Annotated in this window: 22 protein-coding genes; 8 read left to right on the plus strand and 14 right to left on the minus strand. The window is 70.6% G+C overall.

Translation table 11 applies throughout. The annotated features are described in order from the left end of the window. Nucleotides 1-12: 12 nt before the first annotated feature. Complete coding sequence (locus NE234_RS18565) at nt 13-447, minus strand: carboxymuconolactone decarboxylase family protein (RefSeq protein ID WP_252781608.1); 435 nt, start codon at nt 445-447, stop codon at nt 13-15. A gap of 23 nt (nt 448-470) precedes the next feature. After that, nucleotides 471-1,307: a helix-turn-helix domain-containing protein gene (locus NE234_RS18570; protein WP_252781610.1), complete on the minus strand. Its 837-nt coding sequence runs from the start codon at nt 1,305-1,307 to the stop codon at nt 471-473. A 172-nt stretch (nt 1,308-1,479) separates the two neighbouring features. On the opposite strand from NE234_RS18570, the gene NE234_RS18575 reads away from it, so the two are divergent. After that, nucleotides 1,480-3,066 (plus strand): acyl-CoA carboxylase subunit beta, encoded by a 1,587-nt coding sequence (locus tag NE234_RS18575; RefSeq protein WP_454923398.1) that lies wholly within the window; start codon nt 1,480-1,482, stop codon nt 3,064-3,066. A gap of 50 nt (nt 3,067-3,116) precedes the next feature. Here NE234_RS18575 and NE234_RS18580 read toward each other — a convergent pair whose 3' ends face one another. From NE234_RS18580 to NE234_RS18600, 5 genes are read right to left on the minus strand one after another with little or no spacing between them, the layout of a single operon-like run. Then, nucleotides 3,117-4,868, minus strand: a complete 1,752-nt coding sequence (locus tag NE234_RS18580) for an ABC transporter ATP-binding protein (protein WP_305886701.1) — start codon at nt 4,866-4,868, stop codon at nt 3,117-3,119. 48 nt (nt 4,869-4,916) lie between these two features. Continuing rightward, nucleotides 4,917-5,186: an acyl carrier protein gene (locus NE234_RS18585; RefSeq protein ID WP_252781614.1), complete on the minus strand. Its 270-nt coding sequence runs from the start codon at nt 5,184-5,186 to the stop codon at nt 4,917-4,919. Nucleotides 5,187-5,210: 24 nt separating this feature from the next. Then, nucleotides 5,211-6,428 (minus strand): ketosynthase chain-length factor, encoded by a 1,218-nt coding sequence (locus tag NE234_RS18590; RefSeq protein WP_252781615.1) that lies wholly within the window; start codon nt 6,426-6,428, stop codon nt 5,211-5,213. Then, nucleotides 6,425-7,696: a beta-ketoacyl-[acyl-carrier-protein] synthase family protein gene (locus tag NE234_RS18595; RefSeq protein ID WP_252781617.1), complete on the minus strand. Its 1,272-nt coding sequence runs from the start codon at nt 7,694-7,696 to the stop codon at nt 6,425-6,427. The genes NE234_RS18590 and NE234_RS18595 overlap by 4 nt, the downstream gene beginning before the upstream one ends. Beyond that, nucleotides 7,693-8,043, minus strand: coding sequence for a TcmI family type II polyketide cyclase (locus NE234_RS18600; protein ID WP_308206903.1), 351 nt, complete (start codon nt 8,041-8,043; stop codon nt 7,693-7,695). Before NE234_RS18600 ends, NE234_RS18595 begins: the two co-directional genes overlap by 4 nt. Nucleotides 8,044-8,447: 404 nt before the next feature. Between NE234_RS18600 and NE234_RS18605 the strand changes: the two genes are divergently transcribed. After that, the gene (locus NE234_RS18605) at nt 8,448-8,897 is read left to right on the plus strand and encodes a helix-turn-helix transcriptional regulator (RefSeq protein WP_252781620.1); all 450 of its coding nucleotides are present in this window, start codon (nt 8,448-8,450) and stop codon (nt 8,895-8,897) included. A gap of 46 nt (nt 8,898-8,943) precedes the next feature. On the opposite strand, the gene NE234_RS18610 is transcribed toward NE234_RS18605, so the two are convergent. After that, nucleotides 8,944-9,720, minus strand: a complete 777-nt coding sequence (locus NE234_RS18610; RefSeq protein ID WP_252781622.1) for an alpha/beta fold hydrolase — start codon at nt 9,718-9,720, stop codon at nt 8,944-8,946. A gap of 586 nt (nt 9,721-10,306) precedes the next feature. Here NE234_RS18610 and NE234_RS18615 point away from each other — a divergent pair. Then, entirely contained in the window at nt 10,307-11,104 is a 798-nt protein-coding gene (locus tag NE234_RS18615; RefSeq protein ID WP_252781623.1) for an AfsR/SARP family transcriptional regulator, read from the plus strand. Nucleotides 11,105-11,375: 271 nt separating this feature from the next. Here NE234_RS18615 and NE234_RS18620 read toward each other — a convergent pair whose 3' ends face one another. Both NE234_RS18620 and purB read right to left on the minus strand, forming a co-directional pair. Further along, a complete protein-coding gene (locus NE234_RS18620) occupies nt 11,376-11,777 on the minus strand; it encodes a GNAT family N-acetyltransferase (RefSeq protein WP_252781625.1) in 402 nt (133 codons plus the stop codon). After that, nucleotides 11,761-13,047, minus strand: a complete 1,287-nt coding sequence (gene purB / locus NE234_RS18625; RefSeq protein WP_252781626.1) for an adenylosuccinate lyase — start codon at nt 13,045-13,047, stop codon at nt 11,761-11,763. Before purB ends, NE234_RS18620 begins: the two co-directional genes overlap by 17 nt. Nucleotides 13,048-13,399: 352 nt before the next feature. On the opposite strand from purB, the gene NE234_RS18630 reads away from it, so the two are divergent. From NE234_RS18630 to NE234_RS18650, 5 genes are all read left to right on the plus strand, one after another. Next, a complete protein-coding gene (locus NE234_RS18630; protein WP_252781627.1) occupies nt 13,400-14,713 on the plus strand; it encodes an amidase in 1,314 nt (437 codons plus the stop codon). Between the two features lie 2 nt (nt 14,714-14,715). Then, complete coding sequence (locus NE234_RS18635; RefSeq protein WP_252781628.1) at nt 14,716-16,212, plus strand: type I glutamate--ammonia ligase; 1,497 nt, start codon at nt 14,716-14,718, stop codon at nt 16,210-16,212. Between the two features lie 43 nt (nt 16,213-16,255). Then, nucleotides 16,256-17,050 (plus strand): DUF3050 domain-containing protein, encoded by a 795-nt coding sequence (locus tag NE234_RS18640; protein ID WP_252781629.1) that lies wholly within the window; start codon nt 16,256-16,258, stop codon nt 17,048-17,050. Nucleotides 17,051-17,130: 80 nt separating this feature from the next. Continuing rightward, complete coding sequence (locus tag NE234_RS18645; protein WP_252781630.1) at nt 17,131-17,469, plus strand: 4Fe-4S dicluster-binding protein; 339 nt, start codon at nt 17,131-17,133, stop codon at nt 17,467-17,469. Beyond that, nucleotides 17,466-19,448, plus strand: coding sequence for a hypothetical protein (locus NE234_RS18650; RefSeq protein ID WP_252781631.1), 1,983 nt, complete (start codon nt 17,466-17,468; stop codon nt 19,446-19,448). Before NE234_RS18645 ends, NE234_RS18650 begins: the two co-directional genes overlap by 4 nt. A 152-nt stretch (nt 19,449-19,600) precedes the next feature. On the opposite strand, the gene NE234_RS18655 is transcribed toward NE234_RS18650, so the two are convergent. The 4 genes from NE234_RS18655 to NE234_RS18670 are packed head-to-tail and all read right to left on the minus strand — an operon-like array spanning nt 19,601 to nt 24,327. Beyond that, nucleotides 19,601-20,341 (minus strand): hypothetical protein, encoded by a 741-nt coding sequence (locus NE234_RS18655; RefSeq protein WP_252781633.1) that lies wholly within the window; start codon nt 20,339-20,341, stop codon nt 19,601-19,603. 29 nt (nt 20,342-20,370) lie between these two features. Beyond that, the gene (locus NE234_RS18660) at nt 20,371-21,897 is read right to left on the minus strand and encodes an FAD-dependent monooxygenase (protein ID WP_252781634.1); all 1,527 of its coding nucleotides are present in this window, start codon (nt 21,895-21,897) and stop codon (nt 20,371-20,373) included. Further along, nucleotides 21,884-23,371 carry an FAD-dependent monooxygenase gene (locus NE234_RS18665; RefSeq protein ID WP_252781636.1) on the minus strand — a complete coding sequence of 496 codons (1,488 nt, stop codon included), beginning with the start codon at nt 23,369-23,371 and terminating at the stop codon, nt 21,884-21,886. The genes NE234_RS18660 and NE234_RS18665 overlap by 14 nt, the downstream gene beginning before the upstream one ends. Beyond that, complete coding sequence (locus tag NE234_RS18670; RefSeq protein WP_252781637.1) at nt 23,368-24,327, minus strand: aromatase/cyclase; 960 nt, start codon at nt 24,325-24,327, stop codon at nt 23,368-23,370. The genes NE234_RS18665 and NE234_RS18670 overlap by 4 nt, the downstream gene beginning before the upstream one ends.

Consider the following 24,327-nt stretch of genomic DNA (forward strand, 5'->3'; position numbering starts at 1 on the left):
TCCCGTCTTCCCTCAACTCAGGTCGCCCGGCACCTCGCGGGTGGCGACGTTGATGCGGTTCCAGAGATTCACCAGGCCGATCTGTATGACCACCGCGCCGAGTTCCTGCTCGGTGTAGTGGCGGGCGGCCTCCAGCCAGACCTCGTCCGGCACGGGGTCCTCCGCCCGGTCGCTGATGCGGGTGAGCACCTCCGACAGCGCCAGCGCGGCGCGCTCGGCGTCGCCGAAGCAGGAGGCCTCCCGCCACTCGGCCGCCTTGAGCAGGCGTTCGTCCGCCTCCCCTTCCGCGAGACGGATGGGACGGCCGTTGATCTGGCTCACGCGCAGGCGGATGAGGTCGAGCGTTCGCTGCGGCAGGCCGACCTTGCCGATGACCTTGGTGAGTTCGAGAAGGGGCGGCAAGGCGTCGGGCACGACCAGCGACGGGTTGGTCATCCGTGGTGACATGGGCTTCCTCCCGGAAGACGTGTTCAACTGACGGAATGGCGCAGATGAAATCCGGCGGCCCGGTGGTGGCCGGCCGAGACCGGGCGTGGGGTGATGGCGGGGCACCCGGCGACCGCCGCGAGGGGAGGCGGAGGCTCGAGGTCGGGCAGCGCGAGCAGGACGGGCGGGTCGGCGGGCCGGCCGCGGCGCAGCCGCACCGCGGCGCTCGTGACGCTGTCCGCGGTCACCGTCACCGCGTCGCGACCGCCGACGAGCGTGGTCCGGTCGTCCCACGGGTCGGGGCCGACGCCGTCGGCGACTCCGACCGCGTGCACGAACCAGGTGCCTTCGGGCACGTCCGGCAGGTGGTAGCAGGACGGACGGCCGCTGGGTACGTCGACGATGACGGCGGCGGCCGACGGATGCTGGACGATCGGCGTCCGGAAGGCTCCCACGTACACGCGCGCGTTCCCGTGGCCCTCCGGCAGGCTGATCGTCCCCGCGACCGCGCCGACGCCGGTGCGCGGATCCGGCTGCGGGCCGGGCAGTTCGAATCCCCCGCCCCGCGACAGACGGCGGAACCGGCCGGGAGAGACGCCGACACTGGCGGTGAAATAGTTCGTGAACGAACCCAGGCTGTTGTATCCGACCGCCGAGGATATGTCAGTTATGCTCATTGAGGTGTTCAGCAACAGCCGCTTGGCCTGGTGGATGCGGATGGCCGCGAGGAACCGGCAGGGAGTGATTCCGATCGTGTCCCTGAAAAGGCGGGCGAAGTAGAAGCGGCTGAGCAGAGCGCTCTCCGCGATCTCCGTGAGTGACAGCGGCTCACTGTAGCGCTCCCAAATACACTCGATCGCCCTTTCGATTGCGCTGTCCATATTCACCTCACTGCATTCCGTACCGGCCATCAGAATGGCCCGCGTGCGTCGCGGTCAGGTCGAGCAGCGCTCGCGTCGTGCCCGGAAGGCAAGCTACGAGATGGATGCGTCGGGCGATCGGCGCACGCTAAGAGATCGCCGAATCCCCGCCGTAGGAGAAGAACGCATGACCATGAGCGAACAGCCTTCCGATCCGGTGCCGGAATCCGCGCGGCACGCGGCGACGACCAGGGACCACGTCCGCCGCCTGCTGGAGATCCGCGAGCGGGCGATCAAAGGGGATGAGCTGGCCACCGAGCGCCAGCACGCAAAAGGGAAACTGACCGCGAGACAACGGCTCGAGCACCTGCTCGACAGCGGTTCCTTCACCGAACTCGACCTGTTCCGGCGGCGGACGGCCGGCGCGGGACCCGCGGGACCGTTCACCGACGGGGTCGTCGCCGGCGCCGGCACCGTACACGGCCGCCGGGTCTTCGCCTACGCCCAGGACTTCCGCGTCTTCGGCGGCTCACTCGGCGAGGAGCACGCCGCGAAGATCCACAAGGTCATGGATCTGGCCATCGCCGCCGGAGCCCCGCTCATCGCGCTGAACGACAGCGGCGGCGCGCGCATCCAGGAGGGCGTCACCGCGCTGGCCGGTTACGGCGGGATCTTCCGCCGCAACGTCCGCGCCTCCGGCGTGATCCCTCAGATCAGCATCGTGCTGGGACCGTGCGCCGGCGGCGCGGCGTACTCACCGGCGCTCACCGACTTCACCTTCATGGTCCGCGAGACCTCGCACATGTTCATCACCGGACCGGACGTCATCAAGACCGTGACGGGCGAGTCGGTCACCCACGAGGAACTGGGCGGCGCACAGGTGCACGCGGCCACCTCCGGCGTCGCGACCTTCGTCTACGACGACGAGGCGGCCTGCCTGGACGACGTCCGCTACCTCCTGTCGCTGCTGCCGTCCAACAGCCACGACCTCTCCCCCCTCTGCGAGACCGGCGACCCGCCGGACCGGCGATGCCCCCGGCTCGCCGACATCGTGCCGGCGAACCCGAAGATCCCCTACGACATCCGCGAGGTGATCACGGAGATCGCGGACGACGGCGAGTTCATGGAGGTCCACGAGCACTGGGCCCAGAACCTCGTCTGCGCGCTGGCGCGCCTCGGCGGCCGGACGGTCGGCATCCTGGCCAACCAGCCGGTCGTCCGCGCGGGGGTCCTCGACATCGACGCCTCCCAGAAGGGCGCCCGGTTCGTGCAGATGTGCGACGCGTTCAGCATCCCGCTGGTCACGCTCGTCGACGTGCCCGGCTTCCTGCCCGGCGTGGACCAGGAGCATCAGGGGATCATCAGGCACGGGGCCAAGCTGCTGTACGCGTACTGCAACGCCACCGTCCCGCGGGTGCAGGTGATCCTCCGCAAGGCCTACGGCGGTGCGTACATCGTGATGGACTCGCGGTCCATCGGAGCGGACCTGTCCTTCGCCTGGCCGATCAACGAGATCGCCGTGATGGGCGCCGAAGCCGCCGTCGGAGTGATCTACCGCAAGGAGCTGGCCGCCGCCGACGACCCCGAGGTGCTCAGGTCGCAGCTCATCACCGAGTACACCGAAGAACTCATGCACCCGTACTACTCGCCGGAGAGAGGCCTGGTCGACGACGTGATCGACCCCGCGGACACGCGGGTCATGGTCATCCGGGCGCTCGACCTGCTCAGCGAGAAGCGGCCGGACCTGATGCCGCGCAAGCACGGGAATCCCCCCGCGTGACGCGCTCCCCGGCCTGGAGGCCGGGGAGCCGGTCCACGTCGTGTCAGGGGTCAGGCCGTCCGCCGGGCGGCTTCGACCAGGTCGGCGTCGCGGTTGACCAGCGCCGCGTACCGGCCGCCGAGGGCGAGCAGCTCGTCATGGGTGCCGCGTTCGGCGATCTCGCCGCGCTCCAGCACGATGATCTCGTCGGCGTGCCGGATCGTGGACAGCCGGTGCGCGATCGTGATCGTGGTACGGCCGGCGCTCGCCGCGTCGATCGCCTCCTGCACGGCCCGCTCGGTCTGCGTGTCGAGGGCGCTGGTCGCCTCGTCCAGCACGAGGATGGGCGGGTCGCGCAGGACCGCGCGAGCGATCGCCAGGCGCTGCTTCTCCCCGCCGGAGAACCGGTAGCCGCGCTCCCCGACGACCGTGTCGTAGCCGTCGGGCAGGGACATCAGGTGGTCGTGGATCTGGGCGACCTTCGCGGCCGCGAACAGCTCCTCATCGGTCGCGTCGGGCTTGGCGAACCGCAGGTTCTCGGCCACCGAGGCGTGGAACAGGTAGGTCTCCTGGGAGACCAGGCCGATCGCGGCGGCGAGCGCGCCGAAGGACATGTCCCGTACGTCCGTGCCGTCGATCGTCACGTGGCCGGACGACACGTCGTACAGCCGTGGGATGAGGTAGCTGAGGGTGGTCTTGCCGGACCCGGTCTCGCCGACGATGGCGAGGCTGTGCCCGGCGGGGACGGTTACGTCGATGCCGCTCAGCGCGGGCCGTTCCGCGCCGGCGTAGACGAACCGGACGTCCTGCAGGCGCACGTCCCCGCGCAGGGGGACGGGATCCCTGGGGTGGTCCGGCTCGGCGATGTCGACGGGCAGGTCGAGGTACTCGAAGATGCGGCCGAACAGCTCGAGCGAGCTCTGGATCTCCACCCCGACGCTCAGGAGCTGGACCGCCGGCCGGAACAGCTGCTGCTGCAGGGTGGTGAACGCGACCAGCGTGCCGAGGGAGATCGCCATGTCGTCGCCGCGGCCGGTCAGCCCGGTCACCCAGTAGATCACCGCGGGCATCGAGGCCAGCACGATGTTGATCATCGACTGGCTCCAGCGGCCCGCCATGCTGGAGCGGACCTCCAGATCGGCGACCTTGCCGGACTCGTCGGCGAAGGTGCCGGTCAGCGATCGGGACCGGCCCATGCTGTGGCCGAGCAGGATGCCGCTCACCGACAGCGACTCCTGCACGATCGAGGCGATCGTGGCGAGTTGCCGCTGCCGGTCACGGGTGATGCGACGGCGTTCGGCGCCGATGCGGCGGCTGATCCAAAGGAAGATCGGCATGATCACCATCGACGCGATCGTGAGGCGCCAGTCGAGGACGACCATGGCGATGAGCGTGGCGACCGCGGTGGTCAGGTTGGACACCAGCGTCGTCGCGGTGGTCGTGACCGTGGCCTGCATGCCGCCGATGTCGTTCGCGATGCGCGACTGCACCTCGCCGGTGCGGGTCCGGGTGAAGAAGGCCAGCGACATGCGCTGCAGGTGCGAGTAGACCGCGGTGCGCAGGTCGTGCATGACCAGCTGGCCGACCTTGGTGGACACGTAGGTCTGCCAGACGCTGAATGCGCTGTTGGCGACCGCGACGACGATCATGCCGAGCGCGAGCAGGGTCAGCAGGCCCGTCCGCCCCCGGGGCAGGGCCACGTCCATGATCTCGCGGATCATGAACGGGTTGACGAGGGAGACGAGCGATGAGGCGCCGACGAAGATGGCGACGGACAGCAGGCTCCACCGGTACGGGCGGAACAGCCGGAAGATGCGCCGCATCGGCACACGGGGGTCGGCGGTAGTCGATTCGGCGGTAGTCACAGGACCCTACGAGGCTTCCTGTACGGTGAGCTGCGCGTTGACGGCCTCGATCAGGGCTCGCGGGGTGGGCGCGTCGAACAGCGTCGAGTCGTCCAGCGTGATGCCGAACTCCCGCTCGATCCGGCTACCGGTCTCGAGCAGCGCCAGGGACTCATAGCCGAGCTCGATGAACTCGGTGTCCATGGTGCCGGCGTCGACGTCGGCACCGTCGCTCTCGCCGGCGGCCTCGTGGAGGATGCGCTTGAGGTCCTGAACGGTGAATTCACCGGATGCCATGCTCGTTCCCTTCGTTCGGTCCGTTCAGTCGGTGGATCGCAGGACGACGGCCGAGTTGAAGCCGCCGTGCCCTCGCGCCAGGACGACGGCCGCGTTCACGGACGCCCGCCGCGGCAACGTCGTCACCAGGTCGAGGTCGTACTCCGGAGAGAGGGTGACGTTCGTCGTCGGCGGGATCACTCCCGTCCGCATGGCCAGGAAGGCGGCGGCGACGTCCAGCGGAGCGGCGCCCGATCCGAGTCGTCCCGTCATGGTCTTCGGCGCCGTGACCGGGACCCCGCGGCGGCCGAAGACCTCGGTGATCGCCGTGGCCTCGACGCGATCGAGCTCCGGGACGGCGGCCGCGTCGGCGAAGACGACGTCGATCTCCCCAGGCGACAGGCCCGCGTCGTCGAGCGCGATCTCGATCGCCTTCCGCAGCGCCGGCTCCCGCCCGCTGCCCGGCCTCGGGTCGAACGTGGACCCGTAGCCGCGGATCTCGCCGTAGACGCGGGTCACGCCGCGCCGGCGCGCGGCCTCGGCGTCCTCGATGATCAAGAGCGCGCCGCCCTCGCCCGGCACGTGCCCGGCCGCGTCGGCGTCGAAGGGGAGGTAGGCCCGGTCCGGCTGCTCGCTGGTGCTCAGCCTTCCGCCGGCGAGCTGCGCCACCCATCCCCACGGGCAGATCGACGCGTCGACACCGCCGGAGAGGATCAGGTCGCTGCCCTTGCGGATCAGCCGGCGCGCCTGCGCGATGGCGTCCAGCCCGCCCGCCTGGTCGCTGACGAGCACGCCGCTGGGGCCGCGCATGCCGTTCCGGATCGAGATCTGGCCGGTGTTGACGGCGTAGAACCAGGCGAAGGACTGGTACGCGCTGACGTACTGGCCGCCCTTGCTCCAGAGGTTCTGCAGCTCTCCCTGGCCGAACTCGAAGCCGCCACAGGAGCTGGCGGTCACCACGCCCATCCCGAACTCGGGCAGGTCCCCCGTGCTCACCCCGGCGTCGGCGAGCGCGTGATCCGCGCCCACCAGGGCGAGCTGGGTCATCCGGTCCGTCTGCGGGATGAGCCTGCTCGGGAGGTGCTCCTCCGCGCTGAACCCGGACACCTCGCCGGCGAGTCGCGCCGGATATCGCTGGGGGTCGAAGCGTGTGATGCGGCCGATGCCGCTCTTACCGCCGCAGGTGGCGGTCCAGTAGTCCTCCGCGCCGAATCCGTTGGGAGAGACGACGCCGATCCCGGTCACGACGGCCCGCGAGGTCATGCCAGGTTCCTCTCGGGACGGGTCAGGACCATCGCGCTCTGGAAACCCCCGAAACCGCTGCCCACGGTCAGGACCGTGTCGGTTCGCCAGTCGCGCGCGGTCAGCGGCACGTAGTCCAGGTCGCACTCGGGGTCAGGCACGTGCAGATTGGCTGTAGGGGGCACCACGTTGTTCTCCATGGCCAGGACCGAGGCGGCGATCTCGATCGAGCCGATCGCGCCGAGCGAGTGGCCGACCATCGACTTGATCGAACTGACGGGCGTACGGCGGGCGTGCTCACCGAGGCTGCGCTTGAAGGCGGCCGTCTCGTGCCGGTCGTTCTGCTTGGTGCCCGAGCCGTGCGCGTTGATGTAGTCGACGTCCTCCGGGTTCGTCCGCGCCTCGTCCAGTGCCGCGCGGATCGCCTCTGCCATCTCCCTGCCGTCGGGACGCAACCCGGTCATGTGGAAGGCGTTGCACCGGGAGGCGTATCCGGCGATCTCGGCGTACAGGTGGGCGCCACGGCGACGCGCGGACTCCAGCTCCTCCAGGACGAACATCGCGGCGCCCTCACCGAGCACGAAGCCGTTGCGGGTGCGGTCGAAGGGCCGCGAGGCGTGCTCGGGATCGTCGTTGCGCGGCGTGGTCGCCTTGATCGCGTCGAAGCACGCCACGGTGATCGGTGAGATCGGCGCGTCCGTGGCACCGGCGATCATCACGTCGGCCGAGCCGTCGCGGATCAGCTCGACGGCGTAGCCGACCGAGTCCAGCCCCGAGGTGCAGCCGGTGGAGACCACGGTGGCCGGCCCCTCGGTACCGGCCGACCAGGCGACCTCGGCCGCGAAGGAGCTCGGCACGAAGTAGTCGTACAAGTGCGGGACGGCGTACTCATGGTCGACGAGGTCGAGCCGGCCGCCGTCGCTGACCACGCGGTACTCCCGGTCCAGGCCCATGGTGGCGCCCACGGCGCTGCCGACGGTCACGCCGGCGCGATGAGGCGCGACGTCGTTCAGGTCCAGGCCGCTGTCGGCCATGGCCTCCCTCGCCGCGACGACGGCGAACTGCGCCGCCCGGTCCATGCGGCGTATCTCCTGCGGTCCGAGACCGTGCTCCCAGGGGTCGAAGTCCGCCTCGGCGGCGACCTGGGAACGGAACGGCGAGGGATCGAAGAAGGTGATCCCCCTGGTCGACGTCCGGCCTTCGCTGAGGAGGCTCCAGAAGTTCTTGACCCCGATGCCTCCCGGCGCCAGTACCCCGATTCCGGTGATGACCACTCGCCTGCCGGTCACGCGGACTCCCAGCTGTAGAACCTCTTCGCCATGGCGTCCGCCGGCGATCGCCAGGTCGCCGGGTCGTAGGGGTCGATGAAGGGCTTGAGGTCCGCGCTGATCCGAATGAAGCGCGGATCGGTCTTCGCCTCCTCGATGAGCTCCCCGCCGTTCTCGCCGTCGAAGTCCTGGAGGTGGAAGTACAGGCCGTGGAACGAGAAGAGCTGACGTCGCCGTGTGCCCATGCGATGGGGCATGTCGGTCTCGTCGAAAGCTCGGAAGAGCTCGGCCACCTCGGCGCTCGAACGAGGGTCCATCCTGGCCACGATCAAATTGCTGTGCATTGTAGTGCCACCTCGGTCATTCATGGCAGCAACGTGCGCGTACGCCGGGGAAGAGCGCTCCCATTCCGGATGTCAGGGTCAGACCCCTTGTCGCAGGGTTCGCGCGCCCCCGGCACACTCCGCCGTCACCTGTCCTAGGACGGGGAACCAGCCATCGCCACTTTGCGCCGCGGCTCTCAAGAGAGAGCCGAGAAAGCGTCGAAGCTCGCTGGAGACCCGGTTCTCGGCGAGCCTCGGCACAGCGGTGGACGATCACCGGCAGGAAGAATGGCACCGGGCGTTCCGGGGAAGATTTGAGAAATGCCCGGATTAGGGGCTCGCCGGCCGTAGGCGAGCGGCCCGGGATGATGCCGAGCGAACCCGCCCAAGCCGACACGAGACCTCAGCGGTGCTGGGAAACGTCGGTGGCCCGTGGGACGATTTCACGTGTGACCAGCAGACCCGACTACGCGCAGCACCTGCGCGACCTCGCACGCCTGCGCCGTGTCCGCGACCGGATCGACCGGGAGTACGCACAGCCGCTGGACGTCGAGGCCCTCGCCCGCGGTGTGAACATGTCGGCCGGGCACCTCAGCCGCCAGTTCCGCGCCGCCTACGGCGAGTCGCCGTACTCCTACCTGATGACCCGGCGCATCGAGCGTGCGATGGCGCTGCTGCGCCGGGGGGACCTGAGCGTCACCGAGGTCTGCTTCGCGGTCGGCTGCTCGTCACTGGGCACGTTCAGCACCCGTTTCACCGAGCTGGTCGGCATGCCGCCCAGCACCTACCGGCGGCAGGCGACGGGCGCGACGGCCGGCATCCCGGCGTGCGTGGCGCAGCAGGTGACCAGGCCGATCAGAAACCGGGAGGCGCGGGTCACCGAGCCGCAACCGGCGTGACCAGCGGGGCCGCACGTGGTGTCGCGGCCCGTGGACCGGCTCCGTCTCAGGTGGTGGCGAACCCCACCAGGACCCGGGCGAGCATCTCCGTCTCGATCCGGTGCCACGAACCGGGCAGTTCCAGCCCCCAGCCGTTGGGCAACGCGGCCGCGGTCGCCCGCGCCGCCGCACGCAGCCAGTCGCCCGTGCCGTCGCTGTTGAGGACCAGCGCCGGCGTCCGGAGAGCGGCGAGACGCTCGGCCGGCACCTGGAAGTCGCCGCAGATCTCCGTGTCGTAGGGGAGGGTGTGGGCGTTCGCCTCGTTCGTCGCCCACAGCGGGCCCTGCCGCCAGTCGGCGATCATCTCGGGCGGGAGCCCCAGGAGTTCGGCGAGGAAGTACTCCGCGGCCTCGCCGCGCTCTCCGCCCGCCAGCAGGCCCCGAAGGCGCTCCATGAAGTCGGCCGGGGGCTTCGGATAACCCTCGACCCGGTAATACGGCTCGTGCAGCGCCAGTTTGGTGATCGGTATGCCGGCCATCGCCGCTTCGAGCGCGAGGTTCGCCCCAATGGATCCGGCGAACACCACCGCCTGGCCGCCGGCCTCATCGATGACGGCTTCGAGGTCCTCGATCTCCCGGTCGACGGCGTAGGCGGGGGAATCACCGCTCTCCCCCCGGCCGCGGCGGTCGTAGACGTACGTCGTGCAGTGCGGCGCCAGCTCCGGAACCAGGGAATCGAAGATCGTGTGATCGCGGAAAGCGCCGTTGAGAAGCACGATCGGCGGGCCGTCGCCGGCCTTCTCATAAGCGATCGTCGTGCCGTCGCGCGAAACGACCTTGTTCATGACGCTCCCCTCACACCGAATGGATGCATTGGCGTCGTCAATTTCGAGCATGCCGGTTGACGGCCGGTCGAGAATCGGTAACAACCATCGGAGGTTTGGCGAGCGTGTTGACTTCTGCGCAGCGAGTAGTCGCGGCACTAAAAGCCCAACGAACCGAGACATTATCAGCCGAGCCGACTCGACAGCAAGACGCGGAAGTCGCCCCCAAGGCCACCCTTGATCATTAACGCGCGGGCCGTTGCGGCAGAGCGTTCCCGCAGGTGGGGGCACTCATATGCACAGGTGAGGCCACTCGACGGGCACGGCGAAACCATCCGGTAAGTGCTCTTGATCACGGCCGGCTCCGCCCCAAGAGCCCGTACACAACCCAAACACGGAAATCAACACGCGACCCAGGTGACAAAACTATGACTTTGCCCGGCAGAGTCCCCGGATTAGTCTCTTATGCCCCACCTGAAGTCCTGGATGCGTCGTTAAGCCACCCCTTTTCGCTATGTGACATTCTCACTGGAAATTTGAGCCGCCCTAGAGGCATGCTCAGCGGGACAGAGATCCGCCTGTTACACGAGGGGTATGAGGAGACGGCATGAACCGGGATCCCAGGCCGCTGAGCATCGGACTGCTCGGCCCCCTGTCCCTGCGCCTGAACCAGACGCCGGTGAGGACCAGCGCGCCCAAGCAACGCCAGGTCCTGGCGGTGCTCGCGCTGAATGTGGGCCGGGTCGTCACAGTACCGACGCTCATCGAGGAACTCTGGGCAGACTCCCCGCCGCGTAGTTACGCAACGACGTTGCAGACTTACATCTTGCAACTGCGCAACGCGCTCGCCGCCGCGAATTCCGGCAACCCGGACGCACGGCAGATGCTCAGCACCCGCCACAACGGTTATCTGCTTGAGGAAGACGCATGTCGAACGGACGTCGAAGTGTTCGACCGGCATGTACGTGCCGGTCGCGTGGCCGCCGAGGAGGGTGATCATCGCCTCGCGTCCGAGGAGTTCAATCGCGCACTGCAGCTGTGGCGGGGCCCTGCTCTGGTGGACGTGCGCATGGGTCGTGTCCTGGAGATCGAGGCGGCGTCGCTGGAGGAGTGCCGGCTCGGCGCGCTCGAGCGGCGCATCGAAGCCGATCTGGCCCTGGGCCGGCACGCCGACCTGCTCGGCGAGCTGACGCTCGTCACGGCCAGGAACCCGATGAACGAGAACCTCTGCGCGTTCTTGATGACCGCTCTGTACCGCGCGGGGCACGTGGGGCGCTCACTGCAGGCCTTCCACCGCCTCCGCTCCGTCCTGAACCGCGAGCTGGGCGTCGAGCCCTGCGCGAGACTGCAGCGCCTGCAGGCGGCCATCCTGTCGGGGGATCCCGCGCTGGTGCTCCAGGGCTGATGTGATCAGGGCCGGGCGCCGAGCCCGGCCGGACGGGCCCACGGACCTCCCGTCGCCACGGCGTCGACCGAGATCGGCGAACGGCGGGAACTCCGTGGGCCTTCTGCCGTCCGCGGTCCGAACGCGCTCTGAGCCGGGCCGTCCGAGCGCCGGCGTGTCACCGGCGAACGCGCGAGCGGCGCGCGGCGCCACCTGGGCCGGATCGAACCGGCGGGCCAGGCGGCACCGCGCGCCGCTGCGCATTCGAGCACCCGGGCGGAGCCGTACGCCGCTAAGGGTTCAGCACCCACGCGGAGTGGTGCTGGGTGAAGCCGATGTGCGGGTAGTAGTCCGTCGCCGCGGGCGCCGACAGCAGCACGATCTTGGCCTGCGGCGCCTCTTTACGGGTCGCGTCGATGAGGGCTCTTCCGATGCCGGACCGCTGGTGCTCACGGGCGACCGCTATGTCGGAGAGATAGGTCACATAGGAGAAGTCCGAGACGCTCCGCGCGATGCCCACGAGCTCGCCGTCGACGCGGCAGGTCACGACCAGGTTGGCGGTCCGCACCATCGCCGCCATGCGTTCGGTGTCCGCGATCGGCCGGCGTTCGCCCAGCCCCGATGACCGGTAGACCTCGAGCACGTCGTTCAGGTCCAGATCGGCGCCGTTCTCGCGCTTAATGTCCCAGGTCACGCAGGGCTTCCAATCGCTCGAAGATGACGTCGTGGTGCGTGAGGAAACGCTCCGGCCGCAGCGGGCCGACGTCGATTCCCTCGGCCTCGAGAAGAGTACCGAGATCCCCGTCGCCGGAGATCGCGCCGTTCGCGGCGGCCTGGATCGCCCGGTAGGCGCGTTCCCGCTCCGTGCCGCCCTCCAGGAGGTCGGCCAGCACCGCCGAGCTGTACGCCAGGCCGTTGGTCTGGTCGATCGCGGCGCGCATCCGCTCCGGGAAGACCTCGAGACCCGCCACCAGGTCCGCGGCCGCGGTCGTCTGGTAGTGCGCGACGATCAGTGCGTCCGCCATGGCGACCCGCTCGACGGACGAGTGGGACAGGTCCCGCTCGTGCCAGAGCGCCACGTTCTCCAGCATCGTTCCCGCGTACCCGCGCAGCAGCCGGGCCAGCCCGCAGAGGCGCTCGCTGGTCGTCGGGTTGCGCTTGTGCGGCATGGCGCTCGACCCCTGGTAGGCGGCCGTCCGGCTCTCCTCCACCTCGCGGATCTCACTGCGCGACAGCAGCCGCACCTCGGTGGCGATCTGCTCGATGCAGGCGCCGAGCGTCGCCACCGCCTGCAGGAGCTGGGCGTGCCGGTCGCGGGCCACGACCTGGCTCGGCGCGGGCTCGACGGCGAGGCCGAGTTCGGCGCACACGTACTTCTCGACGAAGGGGTCGATCAGCGCGTACGTACCGACGGAGCCGGAGATCGTGCCCACCGCGACCTCCGCGCGGGCGGCCTCCAGCCGGCGTACGGATCGGTCGATCGCGAAGGCGAACCCGGCGAGTTTGTGGCCGAACGTCGTGGGCTCCGCGTGCATCCCGTGCGTACGCCCGATGCAGACCGTGTCCCAGTGCTTCACGGCCTTGTCCACCAGCACGCCGCGAAGCCGGGCCGCCGTCTGCAGGAGGAGGTCGCACGCGCGGGCGAGGGTGTGCCCCAGCGCCGTGTCCACCAGGTCATAGCTCGTCATGCCGAGGTGCACCCACCGCGCGGAGTCGTCGGGGATGCCCTCGCAGAAGGCGGCCAGGAAGGAGAGGATCTCGTGGTCGCGCTGGCGCTCGTGCTCGGCCACCCGCGCCGCGGACGGCGCCGGGGCGCGCCGGATGTCGGCCAGCGCGCTCTCGGGGACCCGGCCGAGCAGCGCCTGCGCCTGAGACGCCAGGACCTCCACCTTGGTCCAGGTGGCATAGCGGGCCTGGTCGGACCAGAGCTCCGCCATTTCGGGCAGCGAATAACGGGGAATCATGATCGCAGTCCCTTCAAAATCATAACTGCCGAGCGCAGGATACAAATGCGGGCGGCGAGGTGTATAGCAGACCTCCGCCGAAACGCCTCCGATTTCTCCGTGCGTGCTGTCGTTCGACTGCCGATTCTCCCCAGTTGAACGCGCTGAGCCCGACGACTTCCGGATTTACTTATCCGAGCTTGCCGCACCCGGCCCGTTTCTCCGCGTTCGCGACTTGCACCGCATTCCACCGGCGTCATGTAGTTGGGCTGTGTCAGTCTTCACCGCAACGGTAAATAAGCAGCCGATCTGCCGCAGCATTCGCGAAACACGGCAGGCGTTCCTCCAAGGTCGTTCCACGGTCGCCGAGCACGTGCGATCCGTGCTCACCGCCATCCGCGAGACCGACGCGGAACTCGGCGCCTACGTCGCGGTCGCGGACGATCGCGCGCTTCGGGAGGCGGAGGCGGCCGACCGGCTCGTCGCCGGCCTCGGCGCGGACGCCTTCCGCGACCGGCCCCTCCTCGGGGTCACGCTCTCGGTGAAGGACCTCATCCAGACGCGGGACCTCCCCACCAGGAGAGGGTCGCTCCTGCCGAACCGCCGCGCCGCCGCGGACGCGCCCGCCGTGGCCCGTCTCCGGGCGGCGGGCGCGATCGTCGTGGGGAAGACGGCGACGTCGGAGCACGGGTGGAGCGCGAGCACCGTCAGCAGGGTCGCCGGCCCGACCCGTAATCCCTGGGCGCGCGACCGGTCCGCCGGAGGCTCGAGCGGCGGTTCCGCCGCCGCGGTGGCGGCGGGACTGTGCACGGCGTCGCTCGGCACCGACGGAGCGGGGTCGATCCGTATCCCCGCGGCGTTCTGCGGCGTCATCGGGTTCAAGCCGTCCTTCGGCCGGATCCCGTACGTGCCACCCTGCGCGGAGCGGCTCTCGCACGTCGGGCCGCTCGCGCGGAGCGTGGCCGACGTCGCCGAGCTCACGTCCGTGCTGACCGGGCCGGACCCCCGCGACCCGGACTCGCTGACCGGCCCGCCCGCGCCCAGGACACGGCCCGCCCCGCTGCGGATCGGCTGGATCGAGTTCCCGCGGACGTCCGACGAGGTGCGCAGGGTGACCGAGGACGTCCTGCCCGCGCTGACCGGGCTGGGGCACCGCGTCGACCGCATCGACGTCCCGTTCCCCGACCCGTACGCCGCCCTGGTGGACGTCCTCGCCGCGACCGAGGCGAGCGGCACGGCGCCCGAGGACGAAGAGTGGTGCGACGAGGGCAGGCTCGCGGTCGTACGGTACGGGCGCTCCCTCGGCGGCGCCGCCGTCATGCGCGCCGAGGAGACGCGGTTGGCGCTGCGGGCCGGGCTGGCCGCGGTGATGGAGGACTACGACCTCCTGGCGATGGCGACCGTTCCGGCCGAGCCGTTCGCCGCCGGCGCGATCGCCCCGTCCTGGGCCGCCGACCCGGAGGACCTGCTCTGGCTCGCGTGGTCGCCCGCCACCTATCCGTTCAACATCACCGGCCAGCCGGCCCTGTCCCTTCCCGCCGGCCTCACGGCCCACGGGCTCCCGGTCGGGCTGCAGCTCGTCGGCCGGGTCGGCGATGACGACCTGGTCCTCTCGGCCGCCGGACGCATCGAGGCGGAGCTCGCTCTCACGATGGTGCCTCCCGCCGGGCACCCGAAAGGGGAATGAACATGATCTCCAGGCCATGGTCCCGGTACGGCGACGAGAGCGGCGTGGGGCGCCCCTCGTTCGTGGCCGAGTTCGGGCTCTGGGACGACCGGCAGGCCGCCGCGGCCGAGCAGGTCGAGGTGGAGCTGGACGAGGTCGATCTCGTACGGGTCGTGTTCTGCGACCCGCACGGACTGGCCCGGTCCAAGACGGTGCCCGCGAACGTCTTCCGCACGGTGCTGCGCAACGGCATGGACTTCAGTGCCGGGCCGTTCCTCTTCGACACCGGCCACGCCGTCGCCGTCGACTTCCTCGCCGACTCCGGCGTGGGGGTCGGCGAGCTGCTCGGCGCGGGCGACTTCGTCCTCGTCCCGGATCCGCGCACCTTCCAGGTGCTCCCCGGGACCGAGCCGAGGACCGCGTGGGTGCTCGGGGACGAGTACCTGCGCGACGGCTCGCCGCACCCGCTCGCCTCCCGTGACGTCCTGCGCCGTGTCTGCGCCGACTACGCCAAGCGCGACCTGGCCCCGGTCATCGGCCTCGAGGTCGAGTGGTACCTCACGCGCCTGATGGGCGGACCGCCCGGTAACGCGGGGAACGGTTTCGGCCTGCAGGGACCCGCCCCGGTGGTCGAGGCGATGAACCCCGGCTACCAGTTCAACCTCGACGCCTACTACGACTCGGTGGCCGAGGTCGCCGACCCGCTGGCCGGCATGCTCATGGCGCTCGGCCTGCCGTTGCGCACGCTCGAGCACGAGTCCGGTCCCGGGCAGCTCGAGACGACCTTCGGCCCGATGCTGGCCATGGACGCGGCGGACGCGATGCTGCTGTTCCGGACCCAGGTCAAGCGGTTCTGCCGGCGCCGCGGCTTCCACGCGTCGTTCATGACGCTGCCGCGCCTGGACGGTTTCGACCCCAGTGGCTGGCACCTGCACCAGTCCGTCACGAGCACGAAGACGAACGCCAACGTGTTCGCGCCGGGCGGCGGCGCTCAGGACACCATCTCCCCCGAGGGAGAGGCCTACGTCGAGGGCCTGCTGTCCCGCGCGCGGGAGTTCTGCCTGCTGTCCGTTCCGACCGTGAACGGCTACCGGCGGCTGGCTCCGCAGTTCACGTTGTCCCCCACGTCGGTCGACTGGCGCTTCGAGGACCGCAGCGCCATGGTCCGGGTGCTCAGCGGCGACAGCTCCACGCACGTCGAGAACCGGATCGGCGAACCGTGCGCCAACCCCTACCTGACCATCGCCTCCCAGCTCTACGCGGGCCTGGAGGGGCTGACCGCCGGCACGCAGGCGAACCGCGCCGCGTATCCGGCGCTGCCGAACTCGCTGCCCGAGGCGCTGGACGCCTTCCGTGAGAGCGGCCGCGCCGAGGAACTGCTCGGAACACCGCTGAAGACCTGCCTGACGAAGCTGAAGGAGAGCGAGGCGTCGCGGTTCGGCGAATGGTGCGCGGCGCAGCGTCCTCCCGCGGACGAGGTGACCGAGTGGGAGCACCGCGAGTACTTCGGTGTCTTCTGACCGCAGATGAATCCCTGTTACCTGAAGTGAAGGAGAGAAAGTCGTGTCACGGTACGAATGGGGAGAGACGAACCCCGCCATCGAAAGGCTCAAGAACTCCATCGAGCCCGCCCGCCAGAAGGTGATCGGTCATCCGCTGTACCACCAGTTGAACACGATGGACGCGGTGGTCACCTTCATGGAGCACCACGTGTTCGCGGTATGGGACTTCATGTCGCTGCTGAAGTCCCTGCAGCGCGGTCTGACCTGTGTCGAGGTGCCCTGGGTGCCGTCCGGCCCGACCGGCAGCCGCCGGCTCATCAACGACATCGTCCTCGTCGAGGAGAGCGACGAGCTCGGGCAGGGCTTCATCAGCCACTTCGAGCTGTACGTGGAGGGCATGCGGCAGGCGGGCGCCGACACGACCCGCGTCGACGCCTTCCTCCGCCTGCTGCGCGCCGGTCGGCCGGTCCTCTCGGCGATCGGGGAGGCGGACGCGCCGAAGCCGGCCGCCGAGTTCGTGGCCAGGACGTGGGACTTCATCGAGAACGCTCCGGTGCACTGCCAGGCCGCGGCGTTCGCGTTCGGCCGCGAGGACCTCATCCCGGACATGTTCGACCAGGTCGCCGCGCTGAACGCGGAGTTCGGCGCGCTGTCGACATTCGTCGACTACCTCAGGCGGCACATCCAGGTGGACAGCGAAGAGCACACGCCGATGGCGATGCAGATGCTCGCCGACCTGTGCGGCGACGACGACGGCAAATGGGCGCAGTGCGAGGAGACCATCAACCTCGCGCTCGCGGCCAGGACGAGCCTGTGGGACGGCATTCTCGGCAGGATCCTCGAGCGCTCCCGCTGATCGGACCCGATCCCACATCCCCCGGGCCCGCACCCCCGCGGGCCCGGGGCGTCGCCAGGAAACCGAGGTGAGAGCACGACATGCCGTGGGCGAAGGAAACCCCTCCCGCAGCGAACACCGGACGCGCGGAGCGGATCGCGCACCGATCCCGAAACGAGAACTGGAAGAAGCCGCCACGTCGCATCGAGGCGTCGGAATGCATCACGTGCGACACGTGCCTGCGTAACTGCCCTCCTGAATTCGGGGCGATATTCGATCGCGGACTGGACGTCGTCATCATTCCTGAACTGTGCTCCGGCTGCCCGGTGTGCGTGATGGTCTGTCCCGTCGACTGCATTTATGTGGATGAGCAATGGACCCCGACCGAGGCCCAGATGTGGGACCACATCGAGCTGACAGCCGAAGGAGAGTCGCGATGACCTTGCCGATCGAACGGGATACCGGGCTTTCTCGTAAGGCCGCGCTGGCGAAGGCGCGGCAGAGCCGCCGGCCCAGCCGGCTCGGCCGGCGGGCCGGGACGGCGGCCGAGCCGGACTACCCGGTGGCCGAGGACGCCGGGTTCCCGGGACTGCTCAAGCGGGTCTGGCGGGAGGCGGCCGCCGCTCCGGACCTGCCCTCGGCCGTGGACACGCTGCTCACCCTCGCCGGGCACGTCCCGGCGGACATCCAGCTGCGGGCGCTGCCCGTCGCGGACGAGTGCGCGCTGAAGATCCTGTTCGGCAGGTCGTGGCGCGGGAACGGCCGGATCGCCGGTCCGGCCGCCGCTGCTGCTGAGGCCGCCGGCGACGCCGAAGTCGCCGGCGGCACCGAGGCGATCCGCGACGCCGAGGCGGCCCGCGCCATCGGGGCGGCCGGCGAGGCCGAGGCAGCGTTCCTCGGCGAGATCGGGCTCAACACGAGCGGCCGGGTCGTCCTGCGCGTTCCCTCGAAGGGACCGCTGTCCGGCGAGGAGGAACTCGTGGGCGGCGTGCTGCGCGTGCCGTGGTCCGGCCGTGACCTGGCGGACTACCAGGCCGAGCTCGCCCGCGCCACCGCGCGCTTGCGGGAATCGGTCGCCGACTGCCGCGCGTGGCTGACGGCGGCCGGTCCCGACGGCCGCCGGGACATGCTGGAGACCCTGAAGGAGGCGGCCCGCCGTACGGCGCCCTTCGTGCTGTACTCCGGGGACCGGCAGTACACCAACTTCCGTGACCGGAACACGTTGACCGGGAAGACGCTGTGGCCGGGTCACCCCGACTGCGCGCTGAGCAGCCTGGCGCCGATCCCGCTGGAGCTGTGGTCGGACAGCGACGTGCTGATGGTGGCCTGCCTCACGCTGCTGGTGCGTTCGGCGGGCTTCGCCCGGATCGAGGAGGCCAACGGGACACAGCTCACGATCGACCACGTGGCCCACCTCCTGGAGCGGACGCGCCTGGCGTACAACGGCGTGCCCGGCGGAGAGCAGGTTCCGCCCGCGGCCTCGGCCCGGGTGGCGACGCTCGGCGACCTGGCGGAGGCGGTCGCCCGGCGACGCCGGGAGATCACCTCGAAGGTCCAGCTCTACCGTGAGATCCACGGTCCGCTGATGCACAAGATCGAGCGCGTCGCCGGCGCTCCCGCCGGCGACGCGCGGCGGCTGGAGGCGGACCTCTGCGCGCGCGTACGCGACCGGCTCCCGGTCACCGGTGACACGCTCGGGGAGCTGGGCACCGCCCTCGCGGCGTCGCCCGGGTGGCTGGCGGAGCCGCACGGCGAGTTCGGGACGGGACTGGAGTCCCTGGTCTATGAGACCGTCCGCGCGGCGACCGCGACGTTCGACGCCGACTTCGCGATGAGCCGCGGGATGCGGTCGCTGACGGCGCTGGTCACGGCCCTGCGCGAGCAGGAGTGGGCGGAGATCGCCACCTGGGACCTCCCCCACTTCTTCTGCTGCGTCGTCCCCACGCCCGAGGCCCGGCGGTACTTCGCGGACTCGCCCGCGCAGCTGGCCGACGTCGCCTGGTCGATGTCCGCGCGGATGCAGTACAACTCGTGGCACTTCCTGGTCGGCAATCTGCCGAAGTCCCCGGAGATAGCCGCCCGCGACTACTTCGTCCCGCCCACGATCCCGGACATCGCGTACTACTCCGACCAGCATCACCACGGCCACGTGGCCGCCAAGGTGCGCTTCAGCATCCGCAGCCCGCAGTCGGTGGAGGTGCTGGGCCGGGCGTTCAACGGCTTCGTCGATCTGCGGCTGCTGCGCTGCGAGGGGCTGCCGTTCGACGAGCAGGACCTGCTCGCCGCGCATCGCGCCTCGGGCTTCATCGCGAAGGCCACCGGCCTCGCCGCCGCGCTGGCCGCCGAGGGCGCGGACTTCGACATCACGGCGTTCGACACGCAGTGGCACTGGGAGAAGATCGCCCGGCCCCCGCGCTGATCGAAGGTACCGGGACGAACGGACCGCGAGCCCGCCGCACCACCGTTCCCCCGACGCCCGACACCTGACGTCCGACGGCATCGACGCCCGGCCGTGGACCGCCCCGTACGGGCGGGCCCACGACCGGGCGTCGATGGGTGTGGCCGGTCCGGTCAGGCCGTCGCCGGCTGCGGTGCCGACCGGGTGTGGACGACGCGGTAGGTGTTCCAGTCGGTCGCGGTCGTCAGCGCGTTCCGCCGGTCCTGGCTCTTGCGCCGCGCGGCGGGCTGCTCGTCCTCCGCGAGCGCGCGGTACGCGTCGTAGGAGTCCTTGCCGTCCCACTGCGAGTAGACGACCACGAAGTCGTTGTCCGTACCGATGGCCGCCAGGCCGCTGCCGCCGTCGGGGCCACGGGACCGGATGCCGCGCAGCACGGTCTGCGAGCGGTAACCCGGCACGTCCACCAGCCAGTCGTGGGCCGCTCCGAGGACGCCGACCAGGTCGGTCTGGTCGCGGGGCTCGACCCCGAGGATCTCGATGACCGTGTAGTCGTCGCGGTCCGGGGAGATCTCCGTGACGTCGCCCTGCGCGGGGTGGCGCAGGCTGGACTCCACCTCCGTCTGCATCAGCCGCATGTACGTCGTGATCTGCTGGAACACCGGCACCGTATGGTGCTTGAACTCGGCGCCGTCGTACCGCGACTCCAGGTCCTGCCGACCGCGCCACTGGATGAAGTTCGCGGTCCCCGCCTTCTCATGGCCCCGGTGCACGGTGCTGGAGATCCAGCCGGGGAACGCCGCGGTGTCGACGATCGCCCGCATCTCGTTGACCAGCCGGTCCACCCGGTCCGGCGCGTCCGTCTTGAACAGGTTGAGGACCGTCAGGTACCCGTCCTCGGGATTGATGAACGGCATGTTCTCCTCGCTTCTTCCGGTTACCGTGCCTACGGCCGTGCGCCCGCCGCGGCGGGCGTCACGCCGTGGTGACCTTCCTGTGGCCGGCCGAACCAGCGGGTCAGTGCCTCCGGCAGGCCCGTCGCCCCGGCCCCGCCGGAGCCGATCCACGCGATGTAGCCGTCCGGCCGCACCAGCGCGGCCTCGATGTCCGCCAGCGCGCCGTGCGGCCGTGAGGTCGTGGTGACGACGTCGATCCGGTCCGCCCACGGCGCGGCGGCGGCGCGCACCTTCGCGTCGCTGGCCAGGTCGAGGACGACGCCGCGCCCGGCGTTCAGGAGCCGGAAGGCCCGCGCCACGCCGGACGGCCCGAAGTCGCCTGTGAGCTGGGCGTCCGGCAGCCGCCGGCCGAGCAGTGGATGGTCGCCCGCCCCGACGTCGTACCGGATGTCCAGGCCGGTGACCATGCCGACCAGCAACTCCTGGACCTCCTCATAGGCCAGCAGCTCGGTCAGGACCGCCCGCATCGGGTCCATCTCGTCGCCGCTGAGGTACAGGATCCGCTGGGCCAGCGTGTTGGCCAGGATGCGGGCTCCGACCGGGTGCCGCTCGGTGTGATAGGTGTCCAGCAGATCCGCGGGGGCGTGACCGTTGATCTCGGCGCCGAGTTTCCAGCCGAGGTTCACGGCGTCGCCAACGCCCGCGCTCATCCCCTGCGCGCCGATCGGCAGGTGGATGTGCGCGGCGTCGCCGAGAAGGAAGACCCGCCCCCGGCGGTACTCCGCCGCCTGACGGCTCGAATCGGTGGTCCAGCTCGTCCACAGCGGCGTTGCGCCGCTGATGTCCTCGCCGGTCAGCCGGTTCCACGCGGCGGCGATCTCGCCGAAGTCCGGCGCGCCGTCGCCCTGCCGCGTCCCGCCCCGCTCGTGGAGGATCACGCGGTTGATCCCCGGGCCCGTCGGCAGGACCATGACCATTCCGCCCGGTACGCGCTCGCCGGAGAACCGCGGCCGCAGGTCGCAGTCGGCCACGTCGGCGAACCACAGCTCGATGGCCGGATCGGTGCCGGGGAAGTCGACGCCGATCAGCTTGCGGACGGCGCTGCGGGCGCCGTCACAACCGGCGACGTACCGGGCGCGCAGGCGTTCGCGGCCCTCCGGCGTGACGACGTCCACCTCGACGCCGTCGTCATCGGAGGCGAGCCCGGTGACCTCGTGCTCCCGGCGGACCACGGCGCCCTGTTCGGCGGCCCACCCGGCCAGCACCCCTTCCGTGAGGGACTGGGGTTTCCCCCGCGCGCCGTAGGAGCCGCCCTCGACCACCCGGTAGTCGATGGGCAGCCCGCCGAAGTGGCCGAAGGGAATGGTCTGCAGGTCGCCGAAGCGCGGCAGCAGCCCTCGCTGGTCGAACTCCTCGATGGCGCGTGCGGAGAAACCGAGCGCACGCGACTGCCTCGTCGGCTCGGCCAGCCGTTCGAGGACGATGGTACGGGCTCCGGCCAGGCCCAGCTCGCCCGCGAGCATGAGCCCGGTGGGGCCGGCCCCCACGATGATGACGTCCGCGTCAAAGCCTTGCATCGTCCTTCCCTTCTTCCGCGCGCAGCAGCCTTCCGAGCGCCCGGTCCAGGTCCTCCTCGCCGTCGTCGGCCCAGGCGACGTAGCCGTCGGGCCGCAGGAGGAGGGTGGTGATCCCCGGGAGACGGCCCTCGTCCGCGGTCGCGCGAATCGTCGGTACGGCGAATCGGCCGAGGTCGCCGGCGGAGTCCGTGCGGCCGGCGGGATCCCCGCGGCCCGCCGGGTCCGTCAGCCGTACGAGGACGGGCTCGGTGCCCGCGGCCCGCAGCGGACCCGACTCCGTCCGCAGCCGGAGGTTCGCGACGCGCCGCCCGACCGGCCAGGCCGCGGGAGGGCCGTACCGGTCGTCGAGGTTGCCGGCGACCCTGGCCAGGTGGTCACGAACCTGCCGCAGACCGGTCAGCTCGGCGAGCACCGCGCGCAGCGGCTCGATCTCGGGGCCGCCCAGCAGCAGGAGCTCCTGCGCCGCGACGTGGTCGAGCACCCGTGCCGCGGCGGGATGCCGCTCGTCGTGGTAGCCGTCCAGCAGGTGCGGCGACGCCCAGCCGTTCACCGTGCCGGCGAGCCTCCAGCCCAGGTTGACCGCGTCCTGGAGCCCCACGTTCAGCGCCTGGCCGCCGATCGGCATGTGCCAGTGGGCGGCGTCGCCGGCGAGGAGGACCCGCCCCCGCCGGTAGGAGTCTGCCTGGCCCCTGGCGTTGTCGAAGGAGTCCAGCCAGACGGCGGTCCCGCCGGAGATGTCCTCGCCGGTGACCTTCTCCCAGAGCCGTACGACCTCGGCGAACTCCGGCGGCCCGGTGCGTTCGGCCACTCCCTGGCCGGCCGCGTGCATCATCACCCGGGTGACGCCGTCGCGGGTCGCCGCCACCGCGAATCCGGTCGCGAGCCGCTCGAACCTCCGGTCGCGGATCGCGACGCCCGTGACGTCGGCCCGCAGCAGTTCCTTCGTCGGCGCCGTGGCCGAGACCGGGAACCCGCACAGTTCGCGCACGGTGCTCTGGGCTCCGTCGCACCCCACGACGTACCGCGCCCGGATCCGGACGTGGCCCTCGGGGCCCCGTGCTCCGCAGACGACGTGGTCCGGCAGCTCGGTGATCTCGGTCAGCTCGTGCGCCCGCAACAGTGTCACGCCCAGCGCCTCGGCGCGCTCGCCGAGGACGGCCTCGGTGCGGTACTGGGGCACCTTCCAGTTGCCCGCGTAGTCGCTGTCGAGGCCGGACAGGTCGAACCCGAGCCCGCCGTAGTGCGCCCGCGGCTCGTGCGCGGCCTCGTCGAGCAGCGCGTCGAACCCGCGTTCGTGCAGGAGCTCGGCGGTCAGGGTGCTGAGCTGGCTGGCCCGCGACTCGGTCATCGGGGCGGCCAGCCGTTCGACGATGACGACCGGCACCCGGGCCCGGCCGAGCTCACAGGCGAGCAGGAGCCCGACCGGTCCCGCGCCGACGATGACGACCGGCGCGGCCGCCTCGGATCGGGTCACGACGCCGCGCGCTCGCCGCCGGAGCCCTCGGCGTAGGCCTTCGCGGCGCGCAGGGTGGTCATGCTGTTGCCGCTGAGGGCCGTACGCACGAACCGCTGCGCGGTCTCCGCGTCCGCTCCGGCGCCGAGGACCTCGGTGATGCGCTCCGTGTTGATCCGCACCGTGTGCCGCGACGTCACGGACACCCCCGCCCCGTCGCGCTCCTCGATGAGCCAGCGCCCGGTGTGCAGCGTCATCAGCGCGGGCACGACGATCTGCTTGTACACGATGCTCGTGTACGGCCGGCAGACGCGTACGGACCGCGTGGTGTGCACGGACCCGTCCTTGGTCGAGGTGTCCATCTCGAGTATCTGCAGGCCCGGCGTCTCCTCCTCCAGCGACACCCGGGCCACGTGCGGGAGGCGCTGCGACCAGAGCCGCGCCTCGTTGATGAAGTCGTAGACGTCCTTGGCGCTGCCGTCGACCGTCACCGTGTCCTCGAAGGTGATGAGCCGGTCGGGCCCGGTCAGCTCCGCACTCGTCTTGAGCGCGGTCAGCTCCGACCTGCTGTTCCGCTCGACCGCCTGGTCGATCCACTCCAGATCGGCGGGATCGTCGCTCGCCGCGAAGTAGTCGTGCAGCAGGCGCACGCGGCATTCGGACGCGGAGACGGGTTCCACGATCCACTTCCCGCCCATGCCGCCGACCGGGTACTGGGACCGCTCCTGACGGAACGAGACGCTCATCTGCTCCGGGTCGTGCTCACGCCTGGACGTCCAGGTCTTGGCGGCGCCGTTCGCGGTCGCCCAGAGCCGGATCAGCTCGGAGTTCCCGTCCCTCTCGACGCACTCGGCGTGCACGGTCGGGGGGAAGATCTCCGGCCACCTGCCGACGTCGGCGATCAGCGCGTACACCCGCTCGGCAGGAGCACTGACGTTGATCTCGTGTTCCGTGTCACGCACCGCGCTCGCAGCCAC

It is taken from the genome of Actinoallomurus rhizosphaericola, assembly GCF_024055675.1.
GTDB lineage: Bacteria > Actinomycetota > Actinomycetes > Streptosporangiales > Streptosporangiaceae > Actinoallomurus > Actinoallomurus soli.

What these genes read in the sequence shown, in the direction of transcription:
- NE234_RS18565 (WP_252781608.1), bottom strand. Translation starts at nt 447, where the DNA reads ATGTCACCACGGATGACCAACCCGTCGCTGGTCGTGCCCGACGCCTTG.
- NE234_RS18570 (WP_252781610.1), bottom strand. Translation starts at nt 1,307, where the DNA reads ATGGACAGCGCAATCGAAAGGGCGATCGAGTGTATTTGGGAGCGCTAC.
- NE234_RS18575 (WP_454923398.1), top strand. Translation starts at nt 1,480, where the DNA reads ATGAGCGAACAGCCTTCCGATCCGGTGCCGGAATCCGCGCGGCACGCG.
- NE234_RS18580 (WP_305886701.1), bottom strand. Translation starts at nt 4,868, where the DNA reads ATGCGGCGCATCTTCCGGCTGTTCCGCCCGTACCGGTGGAGCCTGCTG.
- NE234_RS18585 (WP_252781614.1), bottom strand. Translation starts at nt 5,186, where the DNA reads ATGGCATCCGGTGAATTCACCGTTCAGGACCTCAAGCGCATCCTCCAC.
- NE234_RS18590 (WP_252781615.1), bottom strand. Translation starts at nt 6,428, where the DNA reads ATGACCTCGCGGGCCGTCGTGACCGGGATCGGCGTCGTCTCTCCCAAC.
- NE234_RS18600 (WP_308206903.1), bottom strand. Translation starts at nt 8,043, where the DNA reads ATGAATGACCGAGGTGGCACTACAATGCACAGCAATTTGATCGTGGCC.
- NE234_RS18610 (WP_252781622.1), bottom strand. Translation starts at nt 9,720, where the DNA reads ATGAACAAGGTCGTTTCGCGCGACGGCACGACGATCGCTTATGAGAAG.
- NE234_RS18615 (WP_252781623.1), top strand. Translation starts at nt 10,307, where the DNA reads ATGAACCGGGATCCCAGGCCGCTGAGCATCGGACTGCTCGGCCCCCTG.
- purB (WP_252781626.1), bottom strand. Translation starts at nt 13,047, where the DNA reads ATGATTCCCCGTTATTCGCTGCCCGAAATGGCGGAGCTCTGGTCCGAC.
- NE234_RS18635 (WP_252781628.1), top strand. Translation starts at nt 14,716, where the DNA reads ATGATCTCCAGGCCATGGTCCCGGTACGGCGACGAGAGCGGCGTGGGG.
- NE234_RS18645 (WP_252781630.1), top strand. Translation starts at nt 17,131, where the DNA reads ATGCCGTGGGCGAAGGAAACCCCTCCCGCAGCGAACACCGGACGCGCG.
- NE234_RS18650 (WP_252781631.1), top strand. Translation starts at nt 17,466, where the DNA reads ATGACCTTGCCGATCGAACGGGATACCGGGCTTTCTCGTAAGGCCGCG.
- NE234_RS18655 (WP_252781633.1), bottom strand. Translation starts at nt 20,341, where the DNA reads ATGCCGTTCATCAATCCCGAGGACGGGTACCTGACGGTCCTCAACCTG.
- NE234_RS18660 (WP_252781634.1), bottom strand. Translation starts at nt 21,897, where the DNA reads ATGCAAGGCTTTGACGCGGACGTCATCATCGTGGGGGCCGGCCCCACC.